This window comes from Halomonas shantousis (assembly GCF_054654615.1).
Window position 1 is genome coordinate 3,041,907 of the sequence record NZ_BAAIER010000002.1, and the last position, 21,561, is coordinate 3,063,467.

The window sequence follows — 21,561 nt, forward strand, 5'->3', positions numbered from 1 at the left end:
GGCGCTGAAAACTCTTCATGATCGAAAATCCCATGAAGAGAGTTTCACATAAGGACGTGAATCGTTGATCAGGGAGGAAGCATGAATCGATACCTTGCCGGCGCCATCGGCGGCACGCTGGCCACCGTTCCCATGACGCTGGCGATGATGAAGCTGTTTCAGCATCTGCCGCGTGACGAGCAGTATCCCCTGCCACCGAGCCTGGTCACCCAGGGCGTTCTGGAGAAAGCGGGACAGGGCTATCGACTGACGCCCGGCCAGCATGCCGGACTGAGCCTGACCGCCCACTTCGCCTATGGCGCGCTATTTGGCGCCGTCTACCCGTTGACGTTCCATCACGTGAAGCATCCCGTGCTGTATGGCAGCGGCTACGGCGTGGCCGTATGGGCCGCAGGCTATCTGGGCTGGATTCCCGCTTTCAAGGTGCTACCGCCGGCGACCCGCCAGCCGGTGAATCGTCGCCGCATGATGATCGGCGTCCACCTGATCTGGGGGGCCGGTACCGTACTGATCGGCGAATATCTGGCAAGACGACGTGATACGGCCCACGCGCCGGAAGCGATCACCGACAACGATACGGCGCTCCGCTAGGCTGAACGCTCCTCGATCAGCACCTCCTCGGTGACCTGCTCGGCAAGCGGGTCGGCCTCGTCCAGACGCCCCCGCATCCAGTCCCCTTTCAGGAACCAGATCACGGTGACCACGGCGATCAGCACGTTGGTGACGGGAAAGGCCCACCACAATCCGTCGAGCCCCAGCACCGAGTCTCGCGACAGCACGAAGGCCAGCGGAAACTGCAGCATCCACTGCGACACCAGGGTCAGGATCATGGCGATAAGCGTATTGCCTGCTGCCCGGAATACCCCGGTCAGCGCCATCTGCAGCCCCATGAACCCGAAGGTCAGCGACACCGTACGCAGAAAGCTCGCCCCGGTCGCGACCACCGCCGCGTCTTCCGGCACGAAGAAACGCACCACGTCGGCGGCGAAGACGAATACCAGCAGCCCCACACCGCTGAGCACGACAAAGGCGATCGCGGCACTCAACCGGGCGATGCGGTTGGCCCGTGCCATCTGCCCGGCCCCGATGTTCTGCCCCACCAAGGCCGCCGTCGCCATCGACAGGCCCAGGGCGGGAATGACGATGAACCCCAGCACGTTGATCCCCACCCCGTAGGCCGCCGTAGTCACCGTGCCGAAGCCGGTGACCAGGAAGATCATCACATTCATGCTCAGGGCACGCGCCGAGAGCTCCACCGAGGCGGGAAAACCCAGACCGAAGGCGCGGCGCATGAAGGCCCAGTCGGGCGTGAAGTTGCTGATCTCGAGCTGGATTCCCCAGCGTCCACGCAGCAGGATGGCCAGGCCCACCATGAGCGCCAGCGCCTGGGTGATCAGCGTGGCCAGCGCCGCGCCGCCGACACCGAAGGCCGGTATCACGCCCCAGCCGAAGATCAACAGCGGGTCCAGTATCACATTGAGCAGCACCGTGCCGGTAACGATGTACAGCGGCACCTTGACGTCTCCCACCCCACGCATCAGCGACTGGAACATCGCAAATCCGAAGGTGAAGATCATCCCCGCCAGAGAGAAGCGCAGGAACGTCAGCGCACCGTCGTAGACCTCGGCATCGACCCGCAGCAGCGCCAGCAGTTTCGGCGCCGAGGCAAACCCCAGCGCCGAAAGCGCAAGCGAGACCACCGCCACCATCAGCAACGTCTGCGCCGCCACATGATTGACCATGCGCCTGTTGCGCGCGCCCATGTACTGCGCCACCAGCGTCGAGCCCGCCACCCCTAGCCCGGACCCCAGCGCCACCAGCAGAAAGGTGATCGGAAAGCTCACCGACACCGCCGCCACGGCGTGTCCTCCCAGCCGCCCCACCCAGAAGGCGTCGATCAACTGGTAGGCCGACTGCAAGACATTGGCCAACACAATGGGAACGGAAAGCTTGAGCAACGAGCCGAGAATCGGCCCCTCCAGCAGGGAAGTATTGGCCTTTCGCTCAGCCCTCACGCGTTTACCTGCCTCATAGCGGTTCTTTTCTCCTCGGGTGGCTCGAAGTCTACCGACGCCAGCGGCACGGCTCGATACGAAAGATGCCAAGGCGAACGACACATACGCCTACACGGCATGCGGGCACGCAGCCGAGCATTCAAGAACGCTTGGCCTGCCGCTTGTCGGCAAGGGGGATCGGTAGGTTCCGCAACATCGCCTATCAGGACAAGGCGGCCGGCACGACGCGGGCCGCCTCGAAAGCGCTCCTGCACATTGCCCAGGCAGGACGTCTTACGTAAGCAGCGCGTTGAACTGCCTGAGCCACTCCGGATGCGCCGGCCAGGCGGGCGCAGTGACCAGCTTGCCGCAGGTGATGGCCTGATCCACCTCGACATCGACGAAATCACCGCCGGCAAGACGCACTTCCGGGGCACAGGCCGGGTAGGCCGATACCCGCAATCCCTCCAGCGGCGAGGCCGCCGCCAACAGCTGGGCGCCATGACAGATCGCCGCGACCGGCTTCTCGTACTCCATGAAATGCCGGATCATCTCGAGTACCCGTTCATTCAGACGCAGATACTCCGGCGCCCGCCCGCCGGGCACCACCAGCGCGTCATACTCCGCAGGGTCGGTCTCGGCGAAAGTGGCGTTGAGGACGAATTGATGGCCGGGCTTCTCGGAGTAGGTCTGATCGCCTTCGAAATCGTGAATGGCGGTCCGGATCTTGTCGCCTTCACGCTTCTCGGGACAGACCGCATGCACGTTATGCCCCATCGCCTGCAGCGCCTGGAACGGCACCATGATCTCATAATCTTCGACGAAATCACCCGCAATCAGCAATATCTTGGCCATGGCAAGGCTCCTGTCTGGTAATGCTGGAGGAAGTGGCACGGACTGGCCTTCACAAGCGTAGCGGGCACCCCGAGACCCTGCACGTGAACGCACGCCGCATTTCGACGTCTCATGGTCAATTCTTGTCGTGGAGCCCTGCCATGTCTCTCGTCCGACTTCGCCTGCCTCTGGCGCCGTTCATGCGGGTCCTGCTTGCCGCCGCACTATTGGCCGCCCTGCCCGTGCAAGCCGCGCCGCCCACCCCCTTTACCGCGACGTATCACCTCGCCATCGCCGGCTGGCCCGATGCCGACGTCACGCACCGCCTGAGTCGCGAGGGCGACCTGTGGCAGAGCGACATGCGTACCAGCGTCAGGATCGCCAGCGGCGAGGAGAGCAGCCGCTTTCGTCTCGCCGACGGCCAGCCGGTGCCGGTGAGTTTCACCAGCGGCTACTCGCTGCTCGGTTACGGCAAGCAGTATCGGCTCTCGCAGAAAGACATGGCCGCCCTGCCCGATCGCCAGACCGCCCTGTTCCAGCTCTCCCGGCAGGCATCTCGAGCCACCTGTCGCCAAGCGCAGAACACGCCCTGCGAAATCGCCTATCTCGACCACAAGGGGCGTCGCGAGTCGCTGCACTACCGAGTTACCGCCCTTGGCGAATCCGTGACACCAGCCGGCACCTATCCCAGCGTTACGCTGGATGCCTGGGACCCGGAGGAACCGGATCGCCGGCTGTCTTTCACCTTCCACTCCGAGGTGCCCGGCCTGCTACTGGCAGTGGAGTACTACCGCGACGGTCAGCGCAAGAGCCACATGACCCTGGCCTCGCTCACGCTTGCCGCGCCGGTGGGCGACACCGGCCGCGGCCCTCAGCAGAAACGATAATGGGATATCAGCGAAAAGCGTTTCCCTTCTCTCACCTCGCTCCATAGAGTAGGCAGCCTTCCGGCGCGGTTCGTCCTCGTGCCGCTCGCATACATTGGAGTCGAGATGCTGTCTGGTCTACTGCTGGTTCTGCTGCCCCTGATCGTCGGTTATCTGGTGCCGGTCAGGCGGGCGAGCGTCATGGCACTGATCAACCGCGGCGTCAACCTCTCGGTGTACGCGATTCTGTTCCTGATGGGAGTGAGCCTGGCGGGACTCGAACAACTGGGACGGGAGCTGTCGCGCATGGGGGGTCAGGCGGCGGCGCTGTTCGCGATCATCGCGCCGTGTAACCTGCTGGCCTTGTGGGCACTGTCCCGCCGCAGTCACTTGCATGTTGGCGACTCCCCCATCGTCGCGGACGCGCCGATCCGCAAGATGACCGCCATGCTCGGCTCGCTCGCGCTGGCCGGCGTCGTCGCCTGCGGAGTGATCGTCGGTGCGCTTTTCGGCATCTGGGGCTGGAACACCCTTCATGGTGGCGCCGAACGGCTCGCCGAAGGAACGCTCTACGTCCTGCTGGGGCTGATCGGCTGTCAACTGCGCAATTCCGGCATGCCGCTGCGCCAGATCCTGCTCAATCGTCATGGTCTGTTCATCGCCCTGACCGTGGCGGCGAGTTCGCTGGTCGCCGGGCTGCTCGCTGCCCCGCTGCTCTCGCTGCGCTGGAATGAAGGACTGGCCATGGCAGCCGGCTTCGGCTGGTACTCGCTGTCAGGCATCCTGATCGGCGATCAGCTCGGCCCGGTGCTGGGCGGTGTGGCTTTCTTCAACGACTTGGCACGAGAGCTGGTCGCCTTCCTGCTGATTCCTCTGACCATCCGGCGTGCCACGCCACTGGCCATCGGCTATGGCGGAGCCACCGCCATGGATTTCACCCTGCCGGCAATCCAGCAGCACGGCGGCGTGGCCTGCGTGCCGGTCGCCATCGTCAGCGGCTTTCTGCTCTCGCTGATCTCGCCCCCGCTGATCCTGTTTCTGCTATCGCTCTGACGTGTCTGCCCGGCGAGCCGATGAGGGAGAGCATGCCATTCGTTCAAGGCCCGTCAGGCAGGCCGCCACGACCGCCTCTAGAGAGGCATCGATATCCACCGCCACGGCCTCGTCATGCCCGGGCGTTTCCAGAGTCGCCAACTGGTTGTCGAGCATCGCCTCCCCCTGGAAAAAGTGATCGGTACGGGTCTGCAGGCGCGACAACAGCAACTCACGGCTGCCGGTCAGATGCACGAAGCACAGCGCCTCGTCGCCCTGGCGCAGAAGGTCGCGGTAACGACGCTTGAGCGAGGAGCAGGCGATGATGACGGTCTCGTCGCGCAGACGATATTCGGCGATCAACTCGGCCAGGCGCATCAACCAGCCGGCACGATCCTCGTCGTCGAGCGGCTCACCGCGCGACATCTTGGCCACGCTCTCGGGCGCGTGATATTGATCGCCATCGATGAACACGCCGCCAAGTCGCGCCGCTAGCGCCGCGCCGATCGTCGACTTGCCGCATCCTGACACGCCCATGGCAATGATGCGCCGGGAAGTATCGCCAGACGCGTCGTGTCTCTGTTCTGGTTGCTGCTGATGCATTGCGGGCCTCGTCTGTTTCCGGCAACCCGGCATTCTGCCCAAGCATGTGCCGAGATACAACGTGCCGAAAACAGCGTGCCGAGAACTTGCCGTCCCGCCGGCCCGAGCGGATCAGAGAGCCTCGAACGCCTTTCTCAGACACGCCCGGGTAAAGGGCACCTCACGCAGGCGGATGCCCGAAGCGTCGAAGACGGCATTGCCGATAGCGGCGGCGATGGTCGCCGAGGTCGCCTCTCCGGCGCCGAGGGGCGGGTCGTCGGGGCGTTCGAGCAGCACGATGTCGACCTCGGGTATCTCGGCGAAGGTCAGCAGCGGATAGGCACCCCACTCGAGACTGGTGATGCCGGTGGGATCGAACAGGATCGCCTCCTTGAGCGTCCGGCTCGTCGCCTGCAGCACGTTGCCCTCGATCTGGTTTTTCAGCCCGTCGGGATTGATGATGCGCCCGCAATCGTGAGCCACGGTGACCCGGTTCACGCGGATACCGTCGCGAACGCTCACGTCCAGCTCGGCCACCGCCGCCACGTAGGCGTTCTCGTTCTCGTACTGGGCATAGGCCATGCCGCGCCCGCTGACGCGCCGGTCGTCATTCTGCAGATAGCGCTGCGGCGACGGTCGGGTCTGCCAGCCGGCCCGTTTCGCGGCCGCCTCGATGACGGCGATGGCACGCGGATCGTGCAGGTAACGCAGCCGCAACGCCACCGGGTCGGTCTTGGCGGCGAAGGCCAGTTCGTCGATGAACGACTCGTTGGCGAAGGTGTTCTGAATGGCGCCCAGCGTACGCAGCGCGGAGGGACGCAACAAGGATCGCTCGGTGGGAATCCAGTGGGTGGTGACACGGCAGGCGTCGAACCGGTAGCTCACCGGCGCATTGCGGTTGCCGCCGATCGCCGCGCCCTGGGGCACCAGACCGCGGGTCAGATTGCCGGCCAGCAGGTTGGCGGCGCCCGCCTCGCGACTCGGCCGCGTGGTGTGGGTGGGCGTCCAGTTATCGAAGGCCCAGGCAATGACATTGTCGGCCTTGTCGAGCCCGGCCTGCAGCGCCATGACCATCGCCGGCCCCTTGGGGCCCCAGCCATGCTCGTCCTCGCGTGACCACTGGACGCGCACCGGTCGGCCCAGCGCCAGGGAGATCAGTGCCGCATCCCCCGCCACGTCGTCGGCGCCGTTGTGCCCGTAGCAGCCCGACGCCTCGACATAGATGACATGCACGTCCTCCTCGGCCATCTCCAGCAAGTCGGCCAGCGAACTGCGCAGCGGATAGACACCCTGGGTGCCCGACCACACCGTGGCGCGACTTGCGGTTACCTCGGCCACGGCACAGGAAGGCCCGATGGAATCATGGGCCTGATAGGGCCAGCGATACTCCGCCTGCAGGGTGCGCCGGGCCCGGGCCAGGCCCGCCTCGATATCGCCGCGTTCGTCGACCGTCTGGTCACGCTCGCCGCGCGACTTGAGCGTATCGTGCAGCGCGTCCTGGCGCGGCAAACCGGCCTCGGTCCGCCAGGCGACCCGCAGGGCGTTCGCCGCGCGGATCGCCTGCCACTCCGTCTCGGCGGCAACGGCGAGGAAATTGCCGCGGCGCACGAGTTGCACGCCATCGAGCAGCGTCGCTTCATCCACGCTGTCGAGGGTGGCGTTGATCGTGGTGGTACCGACGGTCGGCGGGCGGATCACGCGGGCATGCCACATGCCGGGGCGGGTGACGTCCTGCACGTAGACGAACTGCCCGAAGACCTTGGGGGGAATGTCCACCCTTGCCACGGAGTGCCCCACCAGGGCGTAGTGTGCGGGATCGATGAATGCCGGCTCGTCGTCGATGCGGCTCTCGAATGTGCCGTCGCCGACCAGCGCCGCGTAGTCGAGCGTCCGCGAGGGGTCGCCCTCGACATGAATCCGGCCGCTTTCCGCCACCAGGCGGCGCGGCTCGACCTGGAGCGCCTCGGCGGCGCGCTGGATCAGCAATCGGCGTGCGGTCGCCGCGGCACGGCGCATCGGGTCGCTGCCGTTCTGGATCGTCTTGCTGCCCGCGGTGTAGCGCTGATCGGGCGTCAGCTCGGTGTCGCCCTGGATGAATCGTGTGGCGGAGAACGGGATGGCGAGCTCTTCGGCGACGATCTGGCGCAGCGCCGTCTCTATGCCGGTGCCCAGTTCCACCTTGCCGCTGTAGATCACCGCCTCGCCCTGGGCGGTGAGCGCCAGCCAGGCATCGATGCTCTCTTCGTCCTGCGGGGTTCTGTCGAGACCCTCCACCGAGTTGTCGACACCGGCAGCCCGGGCTGCCGAGGCCGGCAACAGCGTAAAGCCGACGACCAGCATCCCGGTCGTGGCCAGCCCGGCGAGAAAGGCACGGCGCGACAGTTCAGGTGACATGCTCTCTCCTTTCCCGGTCATGTCCGGGGCTCCGCCTCGCGCAGTGCCTGCGCGGCACGCCTGACGGCACGCACGATGCGCAGATGCGTGCCGCAGCCGCAGAGGTTGGCCGCCAGCGCCTGCTTGATCTCGGCATCGCTTGGCGCGGCATTGCGTTCCAGCAGCGCCTTGGCCGTCATGATCATGCCGTTGATGCAGTAGGCGCACTGCGCTGCCTGCTCGTCGATGAAAGCCTGCTGCAGCGGATGGGGGTGCTCGGGCGTCCCCAGTCCTTCCAGCGTGACGATCTCGCGTTCACGTACCGACCCCGCCGGGATCACGCAGGAGCGCAGAGGCCGCCCGTCGATCAGCACCGTGCAGGCGCCGCATTCTCCCAGCCCGCAGCCGAATTTCGGCCCGCGCAGCTCAAGATCATTGCGTAGCACGTACAGCAGCGGCGTCTCGGCATCGGCCTCGATCTCCCGCGCCTCGCCATTGACGCGTAACGTCATCGTGAGCATGGTGCAGCGTCCCCCGCGCAATCACTCGTAACGAATCTCTCTATGGGTTGTCTCCCCGGCGCCGTTCGGTGATGTCTTCGGCCTGGTAGTCGGCCTCGTAGCCGCCGAAACGCCGGCCGATATAGGTCGCCAGCGCGGCGAGTTGCTCATCGGTCAGCAGGTCGCGGTAGGCCGGCATGAATTTCACGCCGTCGCTGCCGTGGCGCTCGAGCCCTTGCAGCATCACGTTGATCAGGTTGGTTCCCTGCGGATCGCGTACCGCGCTGTGGTGAACGAAGAACGGGTAGGCGCCGCCGGGACCGCCGCCATCGGGATAGTGGCAACTGGCGCAGGCGGTATCGAACAGCCATTCGCCCTGCGCCATGGTCTCGGCGAGTGGCGTGCCATCCGGCGTCTTGACCCGGATGGACTGCGCCTTCTCGACCTCGGGAACGTCGCCGGCCTGCGCCGGGATATCCTGCAGGTAGACGGCCATGGCATGAATGTCCTCCCGACGCAGAAAGCGCAGACTGTTCGAAATCACTTCCGCCATGGGGCCCGCCGAGGCGATCTTGTCGGGAATATGGCCGGTGGCGAGATACATCTCGAGCTCCTCTCGGGACCAGCCGCCGATACCGCTCGGGTGCGAAGTGATGTTGTAGGCGCGCCAGCCCTGCTGCAGCGCCCCGGCGAATTGGCGGTCGTCGTCGAGCCCCTGGGTCAGGGTGCGTGGCGTGTGGCACTCGCCGCAGTGGCCCAGCGCCTCGACCAGATAGGCGCCGCGATTCCAGTCGTCGGGCCGCGATTCATCCAGCGTGAAACGGCCTGTGTCGAAGTTCAACAGCTTCCACAGGCCCAGCAGCGGCCGGTAGCCGAAGGGAAACGTCATATTGTTGTCCGGCGGGTCATCGGCGGCGGCCGGCTGGCTCATCAGATAAGCCTTGATCGCCAGCACATCGTCGCGCGACAACCGGGTATAGGCGGTGTAGGGGAATGCCGGATAGAGATGTTCGCCCTCGCGGCCCACCCCTTCGTGCATCGTGCGCACGAATTCGTCATCCGTCCATGCGCCGATACCGTGGTTCGCGTCGGGAGTGATATTGGTGGAGTAGAGCGTGCCCAGGGGAGTGTCGAAGGCGACCCCGCCGGCGAACGCCCGGCCCCGCTCGGTGGTGTGACAGCTCTTGCAGTTGCCGGCCCGGGCCAGGTAGCGGCCACGCTCGACGCGCGCCGGGTCCGCGTCATGGGACGAGGCCGCTTCGGTGACGGCGGCCTCGTCAGGTCCCGCAGCGAGGCCGGACAGCCCCAGGAGAAGGATCACGAGGTATCGAATGTGCTGCCGCAGACCTTGCATGCCATCGGCTTCCTTTCCCGGCACGTGACGACGCAGTCTTTCTGCGCTCCCTTGAGCTAAGCGTAGAGCAAAATGCCCGCGCTACACCGCTGCGTTCGACTTGCATTTGCACCGTTGTTGCACGTTTCATGAGCCGTTTCTGCATGAGTCCTTGTCATACTCTGGCACCAGCGGCTGCTTTCGCCCCGCTGACTGCACGGCACTGTCCGGCGACGGTTACCACTGCCGTCCCCGCGATGCACGGATGACCGCCGCCAGAATTCGCCCCGTAATCCTGTCATGAGATCAACGATGACCACATCCGAGGCCACTTCCCCCGACACTTCTTCCCGACCTCCGGCCGGCGATGCGCCCAAGGCATCGAAGCGTCGCCCCAACCGCTGGATGCTGGCGCTGGTATCGCTCGTCATGCTGGCCGTGGGAATCGGCCTGGCCATGTGGCTGCTGGAAAATCCGCCGCGCATGGAGCGGCGTGCACCGGCCCCCGCTCTGCCACCGCTGGTGGAGACGCAGCGTGTCACACCGGGAGAGGCGGCGCCGCCCATCGACGGTTACGGACGTGTCGTCGCCGACCGGGAAACCACCCTGTCGAGTCGCGTTGCCGGGCGCCTGATCGGCTTCGCCGAGGATGTCGATCCCGGGCGCATCGTGGAGGAGGGAGACGTGCTCGCCACGCTGGAGAACAACGACTACCAGCTCGACGTACGCAGCGCCCGTGCCGCCCTGGCACAGGCCGAAGCGGATCTGGCCATCGAACAGGCCGAACAGTTGCGGGCACGCAGCGAGTACAAGTCCTTTGGTCAGGAATTGTCGGCCGAACGTCGCGCCCTGGTGCTGCGCGAGCCCCAGCTCAAGGCCGCCCAGGCGGCGGTGGAGAGCGCTCAGGTGGCGCTGGAGCGCGCCGAGCTCGACCTCGCCCGCACCCAAGTCACCGCCCCCTACCGCGCCATGATCCAGGAGCGCCTGGCCGGTCCGGGCAGCGAACTCTCCGCCAACGCCGATATCATCAGTCTGGTCGATGTCGAGCAGTTCTGGGTACGGGTCACCCTGCCCACCGAAGCGCTCGACTGGCTGAGCATCGCGAGCCGCGACGGTCAGGGCAGCGCGGTGACACTGTCCAGCAATGCCTGGGCCAGCGGCGAGTCCCGCCAGGGCGAGCTCTATTCGGTCCTGCCGAGTCTCGAGGAGAGCGGGCTGATGGCGCAGGTCATGGTGCGCGTGCGTGATCCCCTTGCGCTGAAAAGCGAGCGGCCGGCACTGCGCCTGGGCGACGTGGTCCATGCCGCCTTCGAGGCCGTACCCCGCGAGGGGCTGGTGAGTCTGCCCACCCGAGCACTGCGCGACGACGATCAGGTCTGGCTGCTCGGCGCCGATGACACCCTGCAGCGACGCCAGGTCGACGTGCTCTACAGGGGCAAGAACCAGGTACTTATCGAGGATGGCCTCTCGGCGGGCGAGCGCGTGATCACCAGCTCGCTGGCCACCGCCCGTCAGGGCATGGCCCTGCGCGAACGTGGTACCAACGACCCGCAGGGTGAGGCGACAGCGCGGGCCTCTTCGGCCTCCCGAACGGAGACCGAGCCGGCCGCTCCCGCCATGGAGACCTCCTCATGATGCGTCGCGGCCCGATCAGTTGGATGCTCAATCATGGCGTCGCTCCCAACCTGCTGATGCTGGTGTTGGTGCTGGGCGGTCTCATGGCCAGCTTCGCCATCAAGAAGGAAGTCTTTCCCGAATTCGAGCTGGAGACCGTCCAGATCAGCGTGAGCTATCCCGGCGCCACCCCCGAGGAGATCGAGCAGAGCGTACTGCTGGCCATCGAGGCCGAGCTTTCCGATATCGAGGGCATCGACGAGATTACCGCCACCGCCAGCGAGGGTCAGGCTCAGGTGACCGCCGAACTGCTCGACGATGTCGAGACCATGCGCGTCTACCAGGACATCCAGCAGGCAGTGAACGCGATCACCACCTTCCCCGATGCTGCCGACCCGCCCCGTTTCTCGCTCGCCGGGCGTTCGCGGGGGGTGATCAGCCTGCAGGTGCACGGCAACGTCAGCGATCTGGTACTGCGCGACGCCGCCGAGGACGTTCGCGCCCGGCTGATGGACAGCAACGACATCACCAAGGTGGAACTCTCCGGCGCACGCGACCGGGAAATCCAGGTGCTGCTGGATGTCGAGGCCATGCGCCGTTACGGCGTCAGTCACGCCGATCTGGCCGCCACCATCGGCAACGAGGCGCTGGATCTCGCCGGCGGCAGCCTCGACACCCAGGATGGCGAATGGCTGATCCGCTACCAGGGACGCCGCGACACCGCCCGTGCCTTCGCCGATCTGCCGGTGCTGTCCACTGCCGATGGCGGAGTACGGCGCCTGCGTGACATCGCCACGGTGCGTGAAGGCTTCGCCGAGAGCGACAGTGAAGTGCTCTTCGATGGCGAGCCGTCATTGACGGTGCAGGTCTATCAGGTCGGCGACCAGACCCCTCTGTCGCTCTCCGAGGCCGTGCATGCCCGACTCGACGACCTGCGTGCCGTCTTGCCGGAGGGCGTATCGCTGTCCATGAGTCGTGACAGCTCCGAGATCTATCGCGATCGTCTCGATCTGCTGCTCAAGAACGCCTGGATGGGGCTGGCGCTGGTATTGGTGCTGCTCGGGCTGTTTCTCGACGCGCGCCTGGCGTTCTGGGTCACCCTGGGCATTCCCACGGCGTTTCTCGGCGCCATGCTGTTCCTGCCGTGGCTGGGCGTGTCGATCAACATGATGTCGATGTTCGCCTTCATCATCGCCCTGGGGATCGTCGTCGACGACGCCATCATGATCGGCGAGAACATCCATTCCTATCGCGAACAGGGCCACTCGCTGCGCGAGGCGGCAACCCGCGGTGCGAAGGAGATGGCCGGCCCCATTTCGTTTGCGGTGCTCTCCAACATGGTGGCCTTCCTGCCACTGCTCTATCTGCCCGGTTTTCTGGGCATGATCTTCGGCGTGGTGCCGCTGGTGGTGGTGACGATCTTTCTGATGTCATGGATCGAGGCACTGTTCATCCTGCCCGCGCATCTGGCTCACGGCGCCACACGGCGCACCCCGGGAGCCCTGGCCCCGCTGGAGCGCCTGCGTCGACGCATTCTCGACGCCATGGAGCACTTCACTCAGACGCGTTTTCGCGACGCACTGGAGTGGCTGCTCGATCACCGCAGCATCACCCTCGCGGCCGCAGTGGCGATTCTGTGCGTGGCGCTGGCCTGGTCGCTGAGCGGCCGGCTGGGCTTCTCGCTGATGCCGCGCGTCGAGTCGGACCAGGTCCAGGCCACGGTGACCCTGCCGGTCGGCAGCCCCATCGCCGCCGATCGCGAGGTGCGCGACCACCTGCTCGAGGCAGCGCTCGAGCTTGCCGAGCAGCACGATGATCTGACATACGAAAGCACTCGCACCACCCTCGAGGGTGACAGCCTCGAGGTACTGCTCAGCCTGGCGCCGCAGAGCCTGGAGGCCTGGTCGCCCTCCCGGCTGGCAAGTGCCTGGCGCGAGCAGGCCGGTGATGTGCCCAATACCCAGCGCGTGATGTTCCAGGCCGACGTGGGCGGCCCCGGCGCCGGTGCCGGGCTGACCATTCGCCTGTCGCATCCCGACAGCACCACGCTGGAGGCAGCAGCACGCACCCTCGCCGAGCGTCTTGCCGATTACCCGAGCCTGTCGGACATCGACAGCGGCATCAGCAACGGCAAGCCGCAGCTGGAGATGCGCCTGTCGCCGGAGGGCCGCGCGCTGGGCCTGAGCGGTGCCAATCTCGCCGCTCAACTGCGTGGCCCGCTGCAGGGCGCCACGGCGCTGGAACAGCAGGTCGGCCGTAACGAGGTCAGCGTCGAGGTACGCCTGCCACGCGAGCAGCGCGACAGCCTGGTGGACCTGCGTCAGCTGCCGATCATTACCCCCGACGGCGTCGAGGTACCGCTCTCTCGGGTCGCCGAGATCCGTCAGGGGCAGGCCTCCAACACCCTGACCCGCATCAATGGCCGACGCATCATCGAGGTCACCGCCAACGTCACGCCGCCCGATGCCGTCAACCAGCTCACCGGCAGCCTGCAGGACGAGACCTTCCCGGCACTACGCGATCAGTACGCCGGGCTCAACGTGGGCTACGGCGGGCGCCAGCAGGAGACCGCCGACAATCTGGCGAGCCTTAAAACCTCGCTGTGGCTGACGCTGGCGGCGATCTATGCCCTGCTGGCGATTCCGTTTCGCAGCTACCTGCAGCCGCTGCTGATCATGGTGTCGATTCCTTTCGGGGTGATCGGCGCCGTCTTCGGGCATATGCTGATGGGCTTCGGCCTGTCGATCATCAGCCTGCTGGGCATGCTGGCGCTGTCGGGAATCGTGATCAACGATGCCCTGGTGCTGATCGACTATGCCAACCGTCGGCGCCGCGAGGGCATGGGTGCCCGCGAGGCGATCGTCGCCGCGGCGACGCGACGCCTGCGCCCGATCATGATGACCACCTTGACCACCTTCCTGGGGTTGGCGCCGATGATCTTCGAAACCTCTCGCCAGGCGCGCTTCATGATTCCCATGGCGGTCTCGATCGGCTTCGGCATTCTTTTCGCCACCGTGATCATCCTGGTGCTGGTGCCGTGCCTCTACCTGACGCTTGAGAACCTGCGCGAACGGCTGAGCCCCGATACACACCACACGGAGGCGGAATCGTCGTGAGCCCGATCCGAGAGCCGCTGCCGCAGGCCGGGCGCGGGAATTCGCCACGTCTGTCGCGTCTGAGCGTCAAGCTGTTCGCCGCCATCCTGCTCACCAATGTGCTGATCGGCGGGCTGATCTTCCTGTTCGTGGCGCGCAGTCTCGACCAGGGCTTTCTCGATTATCTGGAACGCACCCAGGTCAATCGCGCGGAAACCCTGGCCACTGCTCTGGGCGAACGCTGGTCCCTTCATGGCAACTGGGACTGGCTGCGCGACGATCCCCGCGCCTGGCACCACCTGGTGCGCAATCTGCTATGGCCGGGCAATCAGCCGCCCGCCTCGGGGATCGACCGCGAGCTCGGCGATGCCCGCGACTTCGTGCTGCTCGACGCCCGGGGCCGCCCGGTGATCGGGCGGCCGCTGCTCGGCCCGCCGCCTCCCCGAGCCGATGGCCCATCCCGGCCGCCGCCGCCCGAGCCGCGCTTTTTGCCCATCGAAAGTGCAGGCCGGACCGTGGGCCAGTTGGGCTACCTGCCGCCGGAGCGTCTGATGGCGCGGATGGATCGCATCTTTCTGCAGCGTCAGCTGCGCAACCTGACTATCATCGTCGTCACGCTATCACTGGCCTCGCTACTGCTCGCCGGCGGGCTGGCCTGGTGGCTCGGCCGGCGCGCCCGGGGCATGGCCGAGGCGACCCGGCGGCTGACCCAGGGCGACTACAGCGTACGCCTGTCGGAGCAGGGCAAGGATGAACTGTCCCGGTTGTCGCAGGACTTCAACCTGCTGGCCGCCACGCTCGAATCCAATCGCCGCGCACGCCAGCAATGGGTGGCCGACATCGCCCACGAGCTGCGTACGCCACTGGCGGTGTTGCGCGGGGAAATCGAGGCGATGCAGGACGGCGTGCGGGCGCTGGATACGGGCAATCTCGGCTCACTGCATCAGGAGGTCGAGCAGCTGAGTCGTCTGGTCGAGGATCTGCGACTCCTGGCGCAGAGCGACGCGGGCGCTCTGGACATCCGCCTCGCCCCGCTGGATCTGGCCGCATCGCTGGGGACACGCCTGAGCGAGGCCAACGGCTGGCTCGAGGATGCTGGAATCACGCTCGAGACCCGGTTCATCGATTGCGCAATGATCCGTGGCGATCTGCAACGCCTGCGCCAGTTATGGAACAATCTGCTGGCCAATACACGGGCCTATACCGATGCACCCGGCCGATTGCGCGTCTGCCTGGAAACCCAAGAACGCGAGGCACGCGTGATCTGGGAGGACAGCGCGCCGGGTGTCGAGCCCCGGGATCTGCCGCACCTGACCGAGCGGCTCTATCGGGTCGAAAGTTCGCGCAACCGGCGCAGCGGCGGTAGCGGCCTGGGCCTGGCCATCAGCCAGGCGCTGGTCGAGGCTCATGGCGGCACGCTCACGCCCTCCCGTTCGGAGCTGGGAGGATTGCGCTGGACTCTGACCTTTCCCTTGCAGGATGCCTGATCGATGCACGAGCCCCTTCTGATCGTCGAGGATGAACCCAAGATCGCCCGTCTGGTGGCCGATTATCTCGCCCAGAGCGGCTATTCCACCCACCATCTGGATCACGGCGACGACGTCATGCCCTGGCTGGGCGAACATGCCGCGGGGCTGGTGCTGCTGGACCTCATGCTGCCCGGCGTGGATGGACTGACATTGTGCCGCCAGATCCGCGAGCGTCACCCGCGCCTGCCGGTGATCATGCTCACCGCGCGGGTCGAGGAGATCGATCGGCTGCTGGGGCTGGAACTCGGTGCTGACGACTATATCTGCAAGCCCTTCAGCCCTCGCGAGGTGGTGGCCCGGGTCAAGGCGGTACTGCGGCGCGCCACGGCCGCCCCCGCCCCAACGGAGCCTCAGGCGACGCCCGACGCCACTGAACTGGTGCTGGACGATGCCGGCTGGCGCGCCCTTGCCGGGGGCCAGGACCTGGGCTTGACCGCCGTCGAATTCCAGTTGCTCAAGGTGATGATGGGGGCGCCAGGTCGGATATTCTCCCGCGATCAGCTGATGGACCACATGTACCGCGATCACCGCATCGTCTCCGAACGCACCGTTGACAGTCACGTCAAGAAGCTACGGCGCAAGATCGATGACATCTGGCCGGAGCGCGACATCATTCGCTCGGTCTATGGCGTGGGCTACAAATATCAGCCCGAGGAGTGACGAAAATGCAGCCAGGCTCCGCTTGCGCATAAAAAAATCGCCGCCCCGAAGGGCGGCGATGGCGTGACATCCTGCTGGAGTCGGACTCGACGGCTTACCAGTCCTGACGGTGGCCAGCCTGCGGCGCGGTGCGCTGATCTTCCTGACTGAAAGAGGTGTGGCTTAGCTCCGCATTGGTCGACAGCAGTGCCTGAAGCATGGCATCGCTGTAGCCGAGCTTGTTGTGACTCGTGAAGTCCTGACGCGTCTGCGAGGTCGGCAGGTTCTGCTCACGCTCCTGCGAACCCGTCTGAACACTCCCATGGTTGACCTGCATGGCCTGCTCGGAAGCGATGCTGGCATGGGCAGCAACGGGCAGAGCGGCAACGGCGAGAGAAACAATCAATAGTTTGGCTTTCATGTGGCGTCTCCTTCAATGAATAAGTTCGCTCTCAAGCGATGTGTGCAGTATACGTTAGCATGCTAAAACTTAAAATGCTAAAAACAAATCTGCCTTATAAAAAGAGTCAATTGGCCTTTGGTCTTGTCCGATTCTTTCCTGCCCGACTCTTTAACGAAGAGGCACCGACGTTGCGCAATGCTTGCACGTTCCGTGCACGCTCCCTGCATCACGGCTCGCGATACTGAGCGAGAACTCATAGGGAGACCCGCTCATGACCCGTATCGCCAGACGCCACCTGTTGTCCTCCACCCTGCTGGCGGCCGCACTCGCGCCTCTGACCCTGTCATCCGCCTTCGCCGGCCCCGAAGCGGGTTCGCCCCAAGGCTCCGAAGCCGGCTCCTCTCAAGGCCCCGAAGCCGGCTCCTCTCATGGCCCCGAAGCCGGCCATAGAGAGACCAGGGCGCCGCGCCTCGACACGCTGTTGCAGAGTTGGGAACTCTCCGAGCAGGCGCGCAATGCCATCGATCAGGCCAATACCGATTTTCGCGACAAGGCGAGCGCTCTCGAGACGCAACAATTCGTCTCCCGTGACGCCCGACACGAGGCCTGGCAGCAGTTGCGTCAGGCGCACCGCGCAGCACTCGCCGAGGTTCTCGACGAACAGCAGTTGAAGGCGCTCGATGCCTATTTGCGCCTCGGCGCGCCGCACCCAGGCAAGGGACCGCAGACGGCTCATGCCGCCTCCCACCGGGAACTGATGCAGGCGCTATTCGACAGCTGGCAGCTGAATGAGGACGACCGTCAGGCACTGGCGCAGGCGCGCGAGACCCTGCGTGACGATCTGGCGTCTCTCAAGTCGCGCGACTTCGACAATCGCGATGAGCGACACGCCGCAGTCAAAGAGATCCGCGAGGCAATGCACGCCCGGCTGGCAGAGCTCCTGAGCGATGAACAGATTCGTGTCCTCGACCTGATGCGCCAGCAGGGCCGGCCGGGACTGCATCATGGTCCCCGGCACGCCGACCAGCGTCGTGAGGCGATTCAAGCGATCATCGACAGCTGGAACCTGGATGACGAAAAGAAGGCGGCGCTCGCCGATGCCCGCGAGGCGATGAGAGAGGATATGCGAGACCTGCATGGAGAGGATGCCGATAACCGCGAGGACAGGCGCAGCGCCTGGCTGGAGTTTCGTGAAGAGCAGCGCGAGCGGCTCGCCGACATCCTTTCTCCCGCGCAGCTCGACGTGCTGGAAGACGTCATGCCACGCCATGCTCCCCGTCCACCTCGGGATCGCGCGCATGGCGGCCCGGGCCATGCCATGAAACATGATTGTGCCCCGGGAGGGCCCGATCGGCACGCCCTTTCCGGTCTGCAACGCCCCGACGCGTAAGCCCTCACTTTCTCGACTCGCAAGGCTTGCCCGGCATTCGCCGGGCTTTTGTCATGTTTCTCCCAGTGTCGTCATGGCCCAGCCATGCCCCTATCGTGACAATGTTGCGCTCATGTCAGGGACGGGCGGCGAGGAACGTCTGCGCGCCCTGGGAAGAGAAGAACACCAGCGTCACCTCGAGCTCGGCGTGGCGAGGCAGCTCGGCGTCGATGACGTCCCACACGACACGTGCAGCTTCAGGCTCCGGATAGCCGTAGATGCCGGTGGAGATGGCGGGAAACGCCAGGCGATGAAGCTTTTCGCGCACCGCCAGGGCCAGGGCGTTGCGATAGCAGGCGGCCAATTGTTCGGAACGCTCCTGAGTCTTGGTATACACCGGCCCCACGGTATGAATGACATAGTCCGCCGGCAGACGAAACCCCGGGGTCAACGCCACCTCACCCACCGGCAATCCTTCCGGCCAGTCAGTCTCGCGTAATCGACGACAGGCCTCGAGCAGCTCGGGCCCCGCGGCGCGATGAATGGCGCCATCCACACCGCCGCCGCCCATCAGCGAACGGTTCGCCGCATTGACGACAGCGTCCCCCGTGAAGGTAGTAATGTCGCCTTGCACGACATGCAGCCTTTCCTGATTCCATATCGGGATCACGATGCATCCTCCTCGATCCGTTCCCAATCCGTCATGAATGCGCTGAGTCTGGCAAACCCTGTGAGCGGCCGCCAACAGGGCGGGTTGAAGTGCACGAGGGAATGACGTATTTTAATTGAACAGTCAATCAATAAAAATTGACTCCTTCACGGCAGTGACACAACCCTCTGCGAGGCTTCTCACGGCGCTGGGCTTGCCTCATGGGCCCGGCCACGCTGTAGCTTCAAGAGCCGTTGGATGAATTGACACTCTCATTCTTCCCACCGCGGCTCTCGCCACCGCTTGATCTGGTGGGGCCTACGGTGCCCATTGCGGCACACGGTTTCGGAAACGCGTGACATCGGCATATGGGCGGCAAGATATTCGACGAGCCACCCGGACCGTCATGTCAGAAGTCGTTTTACCGTCTGTTGATGTCACTGTCGTGTTCACCAACTTCGGGGACTTCTTATGAATCCGCAAACCCACGAGGATGTTCGCAACGATCGCCTCAACCCGGTCGTGTTCTACGGATCCGCGCTCGGGATTGTCGTGTTCGCATTGTGGACCATGCTTTTCACCGAATCCGCCAGCACCGTCATCTACGCCGTGCTCGGCTGGATCTCCGCCACCTTCGGCTGGTACTACTTCCTGGCCGTGGTGGTCTATCTGGTATTCGTGATCGGCGTTGGCCTGTCTCGCTTCGGCAGGATCAAGCTCGGCCCGGAACACTCCACGCCCGACTTCAACATGGCCTCCTGGGCGGCCATGCTGTTCTCGGCGGGGATCGGCATCGATCTGCTGTTCTTCTGCATCGCCGAGCCGGTGACCCAGTTTCTGGCCCCCCCCGAGGGGGAACCGGGTACGGTAGCCGCCGCCCGTCACGCCATGGAACTGACCTTTCTGCACTGGGGCCTTTCCGGCTGGGGCATCTATACCTTGGTGGGCATGTCGCTGGCCTTCTTCAGCTACCGTCACAATCTGCCGCTGACTATCCGCAGTGCGCTCTATCCGATCTTCGGCAAGCGTATCCATGGCCCCATCGGCCACACCGTGGACATTGCCGCAGTGCTCGGCACCGTATTCGGTATCGCCACCAGCCTGGGCATCGGCGTCATCCAGCTGAATTACGGTCTGAACTACATGTTCGCCGTACCGGAGAACACCCTGATCCAGGCCGCGCTGGTGATCATGATCGTGTTCTTCGCCACCGTTTCCGCCGTGACCGGTGTCGAGAAGGGTATCCGCCGGCTCTCCGAGTTCAACATGCTGCTGGCATTGCTGCTGATGCTGTTCGTGCTGTTTTCCGGCAAGACGCTGTTTCTGCTCAATGCCATGGTGATGAACGTCGGCGACTACTTCTCGCATTTCATCGACCTGTCGATGAATACCTACGCCTTCGACCCGCCCGTCGACTGGCTCAACGGCTGGACGCTGTTCTTCTGGGCCTGGTGGATCGCCTGGGGTCCGTTCGTCGGGCTTTTCCTGGCGCGCATTTCGCGTGGACGCACCATTCGTGAATTCGTCGCCGGCACGCTGCTCCTGCCGCTGGCCTTCATGATGGCGTGGATGTCGATCATGGGAAACAGCGCCATCGACATGGTCATGAGTGGCGCCGCCGAATTCGGCGAAGTCGCCATGAACACGCCCGAATCCTCGATCTATCTGTTCATGGAAAACCTGCCGTGGACCGGGCTGACCACGCTGGTGGTCACCCTCCTGGCAATCGTGTTCTTCGTCACCTCCGGCGACTCCGGCGCGCTGGTGCTGTCGAACTTCACCTCGATCCTCAGCGACGTCAATCACGACGCGCCGATCTGGATGCGCATCCTGTGGGCCACGGTGATCGGCGTGCTGACGCTGGCGCTGCTGATGGCCGGCGGCCTGGTCGCGCTGCAGAGCGCCGTGGTGATCACCGGGCTGCCCTTCTCCATCGTGCTGTTCTTCATGATGGCGGGGCTGTTCAAGGCGCTGAAAGTCGAAGCGATCAAGGAGGAGAGCCATCGCGCCAGCCTGGCCGGCAGCCTGTCAAGCCGCTCGACCAGTGTCGAGCGGGGCGCCAAGAGCTGGAGTCAGCGCCTGGCACGTGCCATGAGTTTCCCCAGCCATCGCCAGGCGCGACGCTTCCTCGACGAGGTGGGCAAGCCGGCCATGCAGGAAGTCTGCCGTGGTCTGGAACAACAGAACGTACAGGCCAGCATTGCCGAAGGTGAAGGCGACGACGAGCATCTGGCGCTCAACGTACCACTGGAAGATGAGCAGAACTTTACCTACCAGATCTGGCCGCGCCGCTTTGCCACGCCCTCATTCGCAATTCGTGCCCAGCAGTCCAACGCTCACTATTACCGTCTCGAGGTCTACCTGCTCGAGGGCAGCCAGGGATACGACCTGATGGGTTACACACGGGAGCAGGTGATCGAGGACATCCTCGACCAGTACGAACGTCACCTGAACTTCCTGCACATGAACCGCGAGGCACCCGGCAATACCCGCATGCCCGACGAGCAATCGCCGCTTGCCTAAGGGACCCAAGTGCCATGCACCTGACTGAAACGACGCCCTCGGGCGTCGTTTTTTTGCGCTGCAGGTGGCTTTACCAAAGCGCTCATATTCCTTGGCGCTATATTAATCACACTGATTATAAAATTCTGCTATCAGCCTCTTCGGCCAAACAAATTACCAAACAGATACAAAAAGTCGTTGAATAGAAACGATTATCGCGATGCTTCATCCGCTCATAACGACACCT

General features: G+C 64.8%; 17 protein-coding genes. 9 read left to right on the forward strand and 8 right to left on the reverse strand.

The annotated features are described in order from the left end of the window. Positions 1-81: 81 nt before the first annotated feature. On the forward strand, positions 82-591 hold the full coding sequence (locus tag ACYQ12_RS14455; RefSeq protein WP_459873046.1) for a hypothetical protein: 510 nt from the start codon (positions 82-84) through the stop codon (positions 589-591). On the opposite strand, the gene ACYQ12_RS14460 is transcribed toward ACYQ12_RS14455, so the two are convergent. Then, positions 588-2,015: an MATE family efflux transporter gene (locus ACYQ12_RS14460; protein ID WP_459873047.1), complete on the reverse strand. Its 1,428-nt coding sequence runs from the start codon at positions 2,013-2,015 to the stop codon at positions 588-590. The genes ACYQ12_RS14455 and ACYQ12_RS14460 overlap by 4 nt on opposite strands. Before the next feature lie 273 nt (positions 2,016-2,288). Then, positions 2,289-2,849, reverse strand: a complete 561-nt coding sequence (locus ACYQ12_RS14465; protein WP_459873049.1) for a DJ-1/PfpI family protein — start codon at positions 2,847-2,849, stop codon at positions 2,289-2,291. Between the two features lie 140 nt (positions 2,850-2,989). On the opposite strand from ACYQ12_RS14465, the gene ACYQ12_RS14470 reads away from it, so the two are divergent. Then, the gene (locus tag ACYQ12_RS14470) at positions 2,990-3,715 is read left to right on the forward strand and encodes a hypothetical protein (protein ID WP_459873051.1); all 726 of its coding nucleotides are present in this window, start codon (positions 2,990-2,992) and stop codon (positions 3,713-3,715) included. Positions 3,716-3,820: 105 nt separating this feature from the next. After that, positions 3,821-4,747 carry a LysO family transporter gene (locus ACYQ12_RS14475; RefSeq protein WP_459873053.1) on the forward strand — a complete coding sequence of 309 codons (927 nt, stop codon included), beginning with the start codon at positions 3,821-3,823 and terminating at the stop codon, positions 4,745-4,747. Here ACYQ12_RS14475 and ACYQ12_RS14480 read toward each other — a convergent pair. The 4 genes from ACYQ12_RS14480 to ACYQ12_RS14495 form a co-directional block, all read right to left on the reverse strand. After that, entirely contained in the window at positions 4,736-5,329 is a 594-nt protein-coding gene (locus ACYQ12_RS14480; RefSeq protein ID WP_459873055.1) for a gluconokinase, read from the reverse strand. The two genes, ACYQ12_RS14475 and ACYQ12_RS14480, sit on opposite strands and share 12 nt — an antisense overlap. A gap of 111 nt (positions 5,330-5,440) precedes the next feature. After that, complete coding sequence (locus ACYQ12_RS14485) at positions 5,441-7,702, reverse strand: xanthine dehydrogenase family protein molybdopterin-binding subunit (protein ID WP_459873057.1); 2,262 nt, start codon at positions 7,700-7,702, stop codon at positions 5,441-5,443. 17 nt (positions 7,703-7,719) lie between these two features. Further along, positions 7,720-8,202, reverse strand: coding sequence for a (2Fe-2S)-binding protein (locus ACYQ12_RS14490; RefSeq protein WP_459873059.1), 483 nt, complete (start codon positions 8,200-8,202; stop codon positions 7,720-7,722). A 40-nt stretch (positions 8,203-8,242) separates the two neighbouring features. Continuing rightward, on the reverse strand, positions 8,243-9,535 hold the full coding sequence (locus ACYQ12_RS14495; RefSeq protein ID WP_459873061.1) for a c-type cytochrome: 1,293 nt from the start codon (positions 9,533-9,535) through the stop codon (positions 8,243-8,245). A 291-nt stretch (positions 9,536-9,826) separates the two neighbouring features. On the opposite strand from ACYQ12_RS14495, the gene ACYQ12_RS14500 reads away from it, so the two are divergent. Genes ACYQ12_RS14500 through ACYQ12_RS14515 form a run of 4 tightly spaced genes read left to right on the forward strand, consistent with a single transcriptional unit; the run spans position 9,827 to position 16,412 of the window. Next, on the forward strand, positions 9,827-11,149 hold the full coding sequence (locus ACYQ12_RS14500) for an efflux RND transporter periplasmic adaptor subunit (RefSeq protein WP_459873063.1): 1,323 nt from the start codon (positions 9,827-9,829) through the stop codon (positions 11,147-11,149). Beyond that, positions 11,146-14,244 (forward strand): efflux RND transporter permease subunit, encoded by a 3,099-nt coding sequence (locus tag ACYQ12_RS14505; RefSeq protein WP_459873065.1) that lies wholly within the window; start codon positions 11,146-11,148, stop codon positions 14,242-14,244. Before ACYQ12_RS14500 ends, ACYQ12_RS14505 begins: the two co-directional genes overlap by 4 nt. Continuing rightward, a complete protein-coding gene (locus ACYQ12_RS14510; protein WP_459873067.1) occupies positions 14,241-15,710 on the forward strand; it encodes an ATP-binding protein in 1,470 nt (489 codons plus the stop codon). The genes ACYQ12_RS14505 and ACYQ12_RS14510 overlap by 4 nt, the downstream gene beginning before the upstream one ends. 3 nt (positions 15,711-15,713) lie before the next feature. Next, entirely contained in the window at positions 15,714-16,412 is a 699-nt protein-coding gene (locus tag ACYQ12_RS14515) for a response regulator (RefSeq protein ID WP_459873069.1), read from the forward strand. A gap of 94 nt (positions 16,413-16,506) precedes the next feature. On the opposite strand, the gene ACYQ12_RS14520 is transcribed toward ACYQ12_RS14515, so the two are convergent. After that, positions 16,507-16,812: a hypothetical protein gene (locus tag ACYQ12_RS14520; protein ID WP_459873071.1), complete on the reverse strand. Its 306-nt coding sequence runs from the start codon at positions 16,810-16,812 to the stop codon at positions 16,507-16,509. Positions 16,813-17,065: 253 nt separating this feature from the next. Between ACYQ12_RS14520 and ACYQ12_RS14525 the strand changes: the two genes are divergently transcribed. After that, the gene (locus ACYQ12_RS14525) at positions 17,066-18,184 is read left to right on the forward strand and encodes a hypothetical protein (protein WP_459873073.1); all 1,119 of its coding nucleotides are present in this window, start codon (positions 17,066-17,068) and stop codon (positions 18,182-18,184) included. 115 nt (positions 18,185-18,299) lie between these two features. Here ACYQ12_RS14525 and ACYQ12_RS14530 read toward each other — a convergent pair whose 3' ends face one another. After that, a complete protein-coding gene (locus ACYQ12_RS14530; protein WP_459873075.1) occupies positions 18,300-18,833 on the reverse strand; it encodes an O-acetyl-ADP-ribose deacetylase in 534 nt (177 codons plus the stop codon). A 450-nt stretch (positions 18,834-19,283) separates the two neighbouring features. Between ACYQ12_RS14530 and ACYQ12_RS14535 the strand changes: the two genes are divergently transcribed. After that, a complete protein-coding gene (locus tag ACYQ12_RS14535; protein ID WP_459873077.1) occupies positions 19,284-21,335 on the forward strand; it encodes a choline transporter in 2,052 nt (683 codons plus the stop codon). Positions 21,336-21,561: the final 226 nt, after the last annotated feature.

Coding starts and splice junctions, on each gene's coding strand:
- ACYQ12_RS14455 (WP_459873046.1), top strand. CDS start 82: ATGAATCGATACCTTGCCGGCGCCATCGGCGGCACGCTGGCCACCGTT.
- ACYQ12_RS14465 (WP_459873049.1), bottom strand. CDS start 2,849: ATGGCCAAGATATTGCTGATTGCGGGTGATTTCGTCGAAGATTATGAG.
- ACYQ12_RS14470 (WP_459873051.1), top strand. CDS start 2,990: ATGTCTCTCGTCCGACTTCGCCTGCCTCTGGCGCCGTTCATGCGGGTC.
- ACYQ12_RS14475 (WP_459873053.1), top strand. CDS start 3,821: ATGCTGTCTGGTCTACTGCTGGTTCTGCTGCCCCTGATCGTCGGTTAT.
- ACYQ12_RS14480 (WP_459873055.1), bottom strand. CDS start 5,329: ATGCATCAGCAGCAACCAGAACAGAGACACGACGCGTCTGGCGATACT.
- ACYQ12_RS14485 (WP_459873057.1), bottom strand. CDS start 7,702: ATGTCACCTGAACTGTCGCGCCGTGCCTTTCTCGCCGGGCTGGCCACG.
- ACYQ12_RS14490 (WP_459873059.1), bottom strand. CDS start 8,202: ATGCTCACGATGACGTTACGCGTCAATGGCGAGGCGCGGGAGATCGAG.
- ACYQ12_RS14495 (WP_459873061.1), bottom strand. CDS start 9,535: ATGCAAGGTCTGCGGCAGCACATTCGATACCTCGTGATCCTTCTCCTG.
- ACYQ12_RS14500 (WP_459873063.1), top strand. CDS start 9,827: ATGACCACATCCGAGGCCACTTCCCCCGACACTTCTTCCCGACCTCCG.
- ACYQ12_RS14505 (WP_459873065.1), top strand. CDS start 11,146: ATGATGCGTCGCGGCCCGATCAGTTGGATGCTCAATCATGGCGTCGCT.
- ACYQ12_RS14515 (WP_459873069.1), top strand. CDS start 15,714: ATGCACGAGCCCCTTCTGATCGTCGAGGATGAACCCAAGATCGCCCGT.
- ACYQ12_RS14520 (WP_459873071.1), bottom strand. CDS start 16,812: ATGAAAGCCAAACTATTGATTGTTTCTCTCGCCGTTGCCGCTCTGCCC.
- ACYQ12_RS14525 (WP_459873073.1), top strand. CDS start 17,066: ATGACCCGTATCGCCAGACGCCACCTGTTGTCCTCCACCCTGCTGGCG.
- ACYQ12_RS14535 (WP_459873077.1), top strand. CDS start 19,284: ATGAATCCGCAAACCCACGAGGATGTTCGCAACGATCGCCTCAACCCG.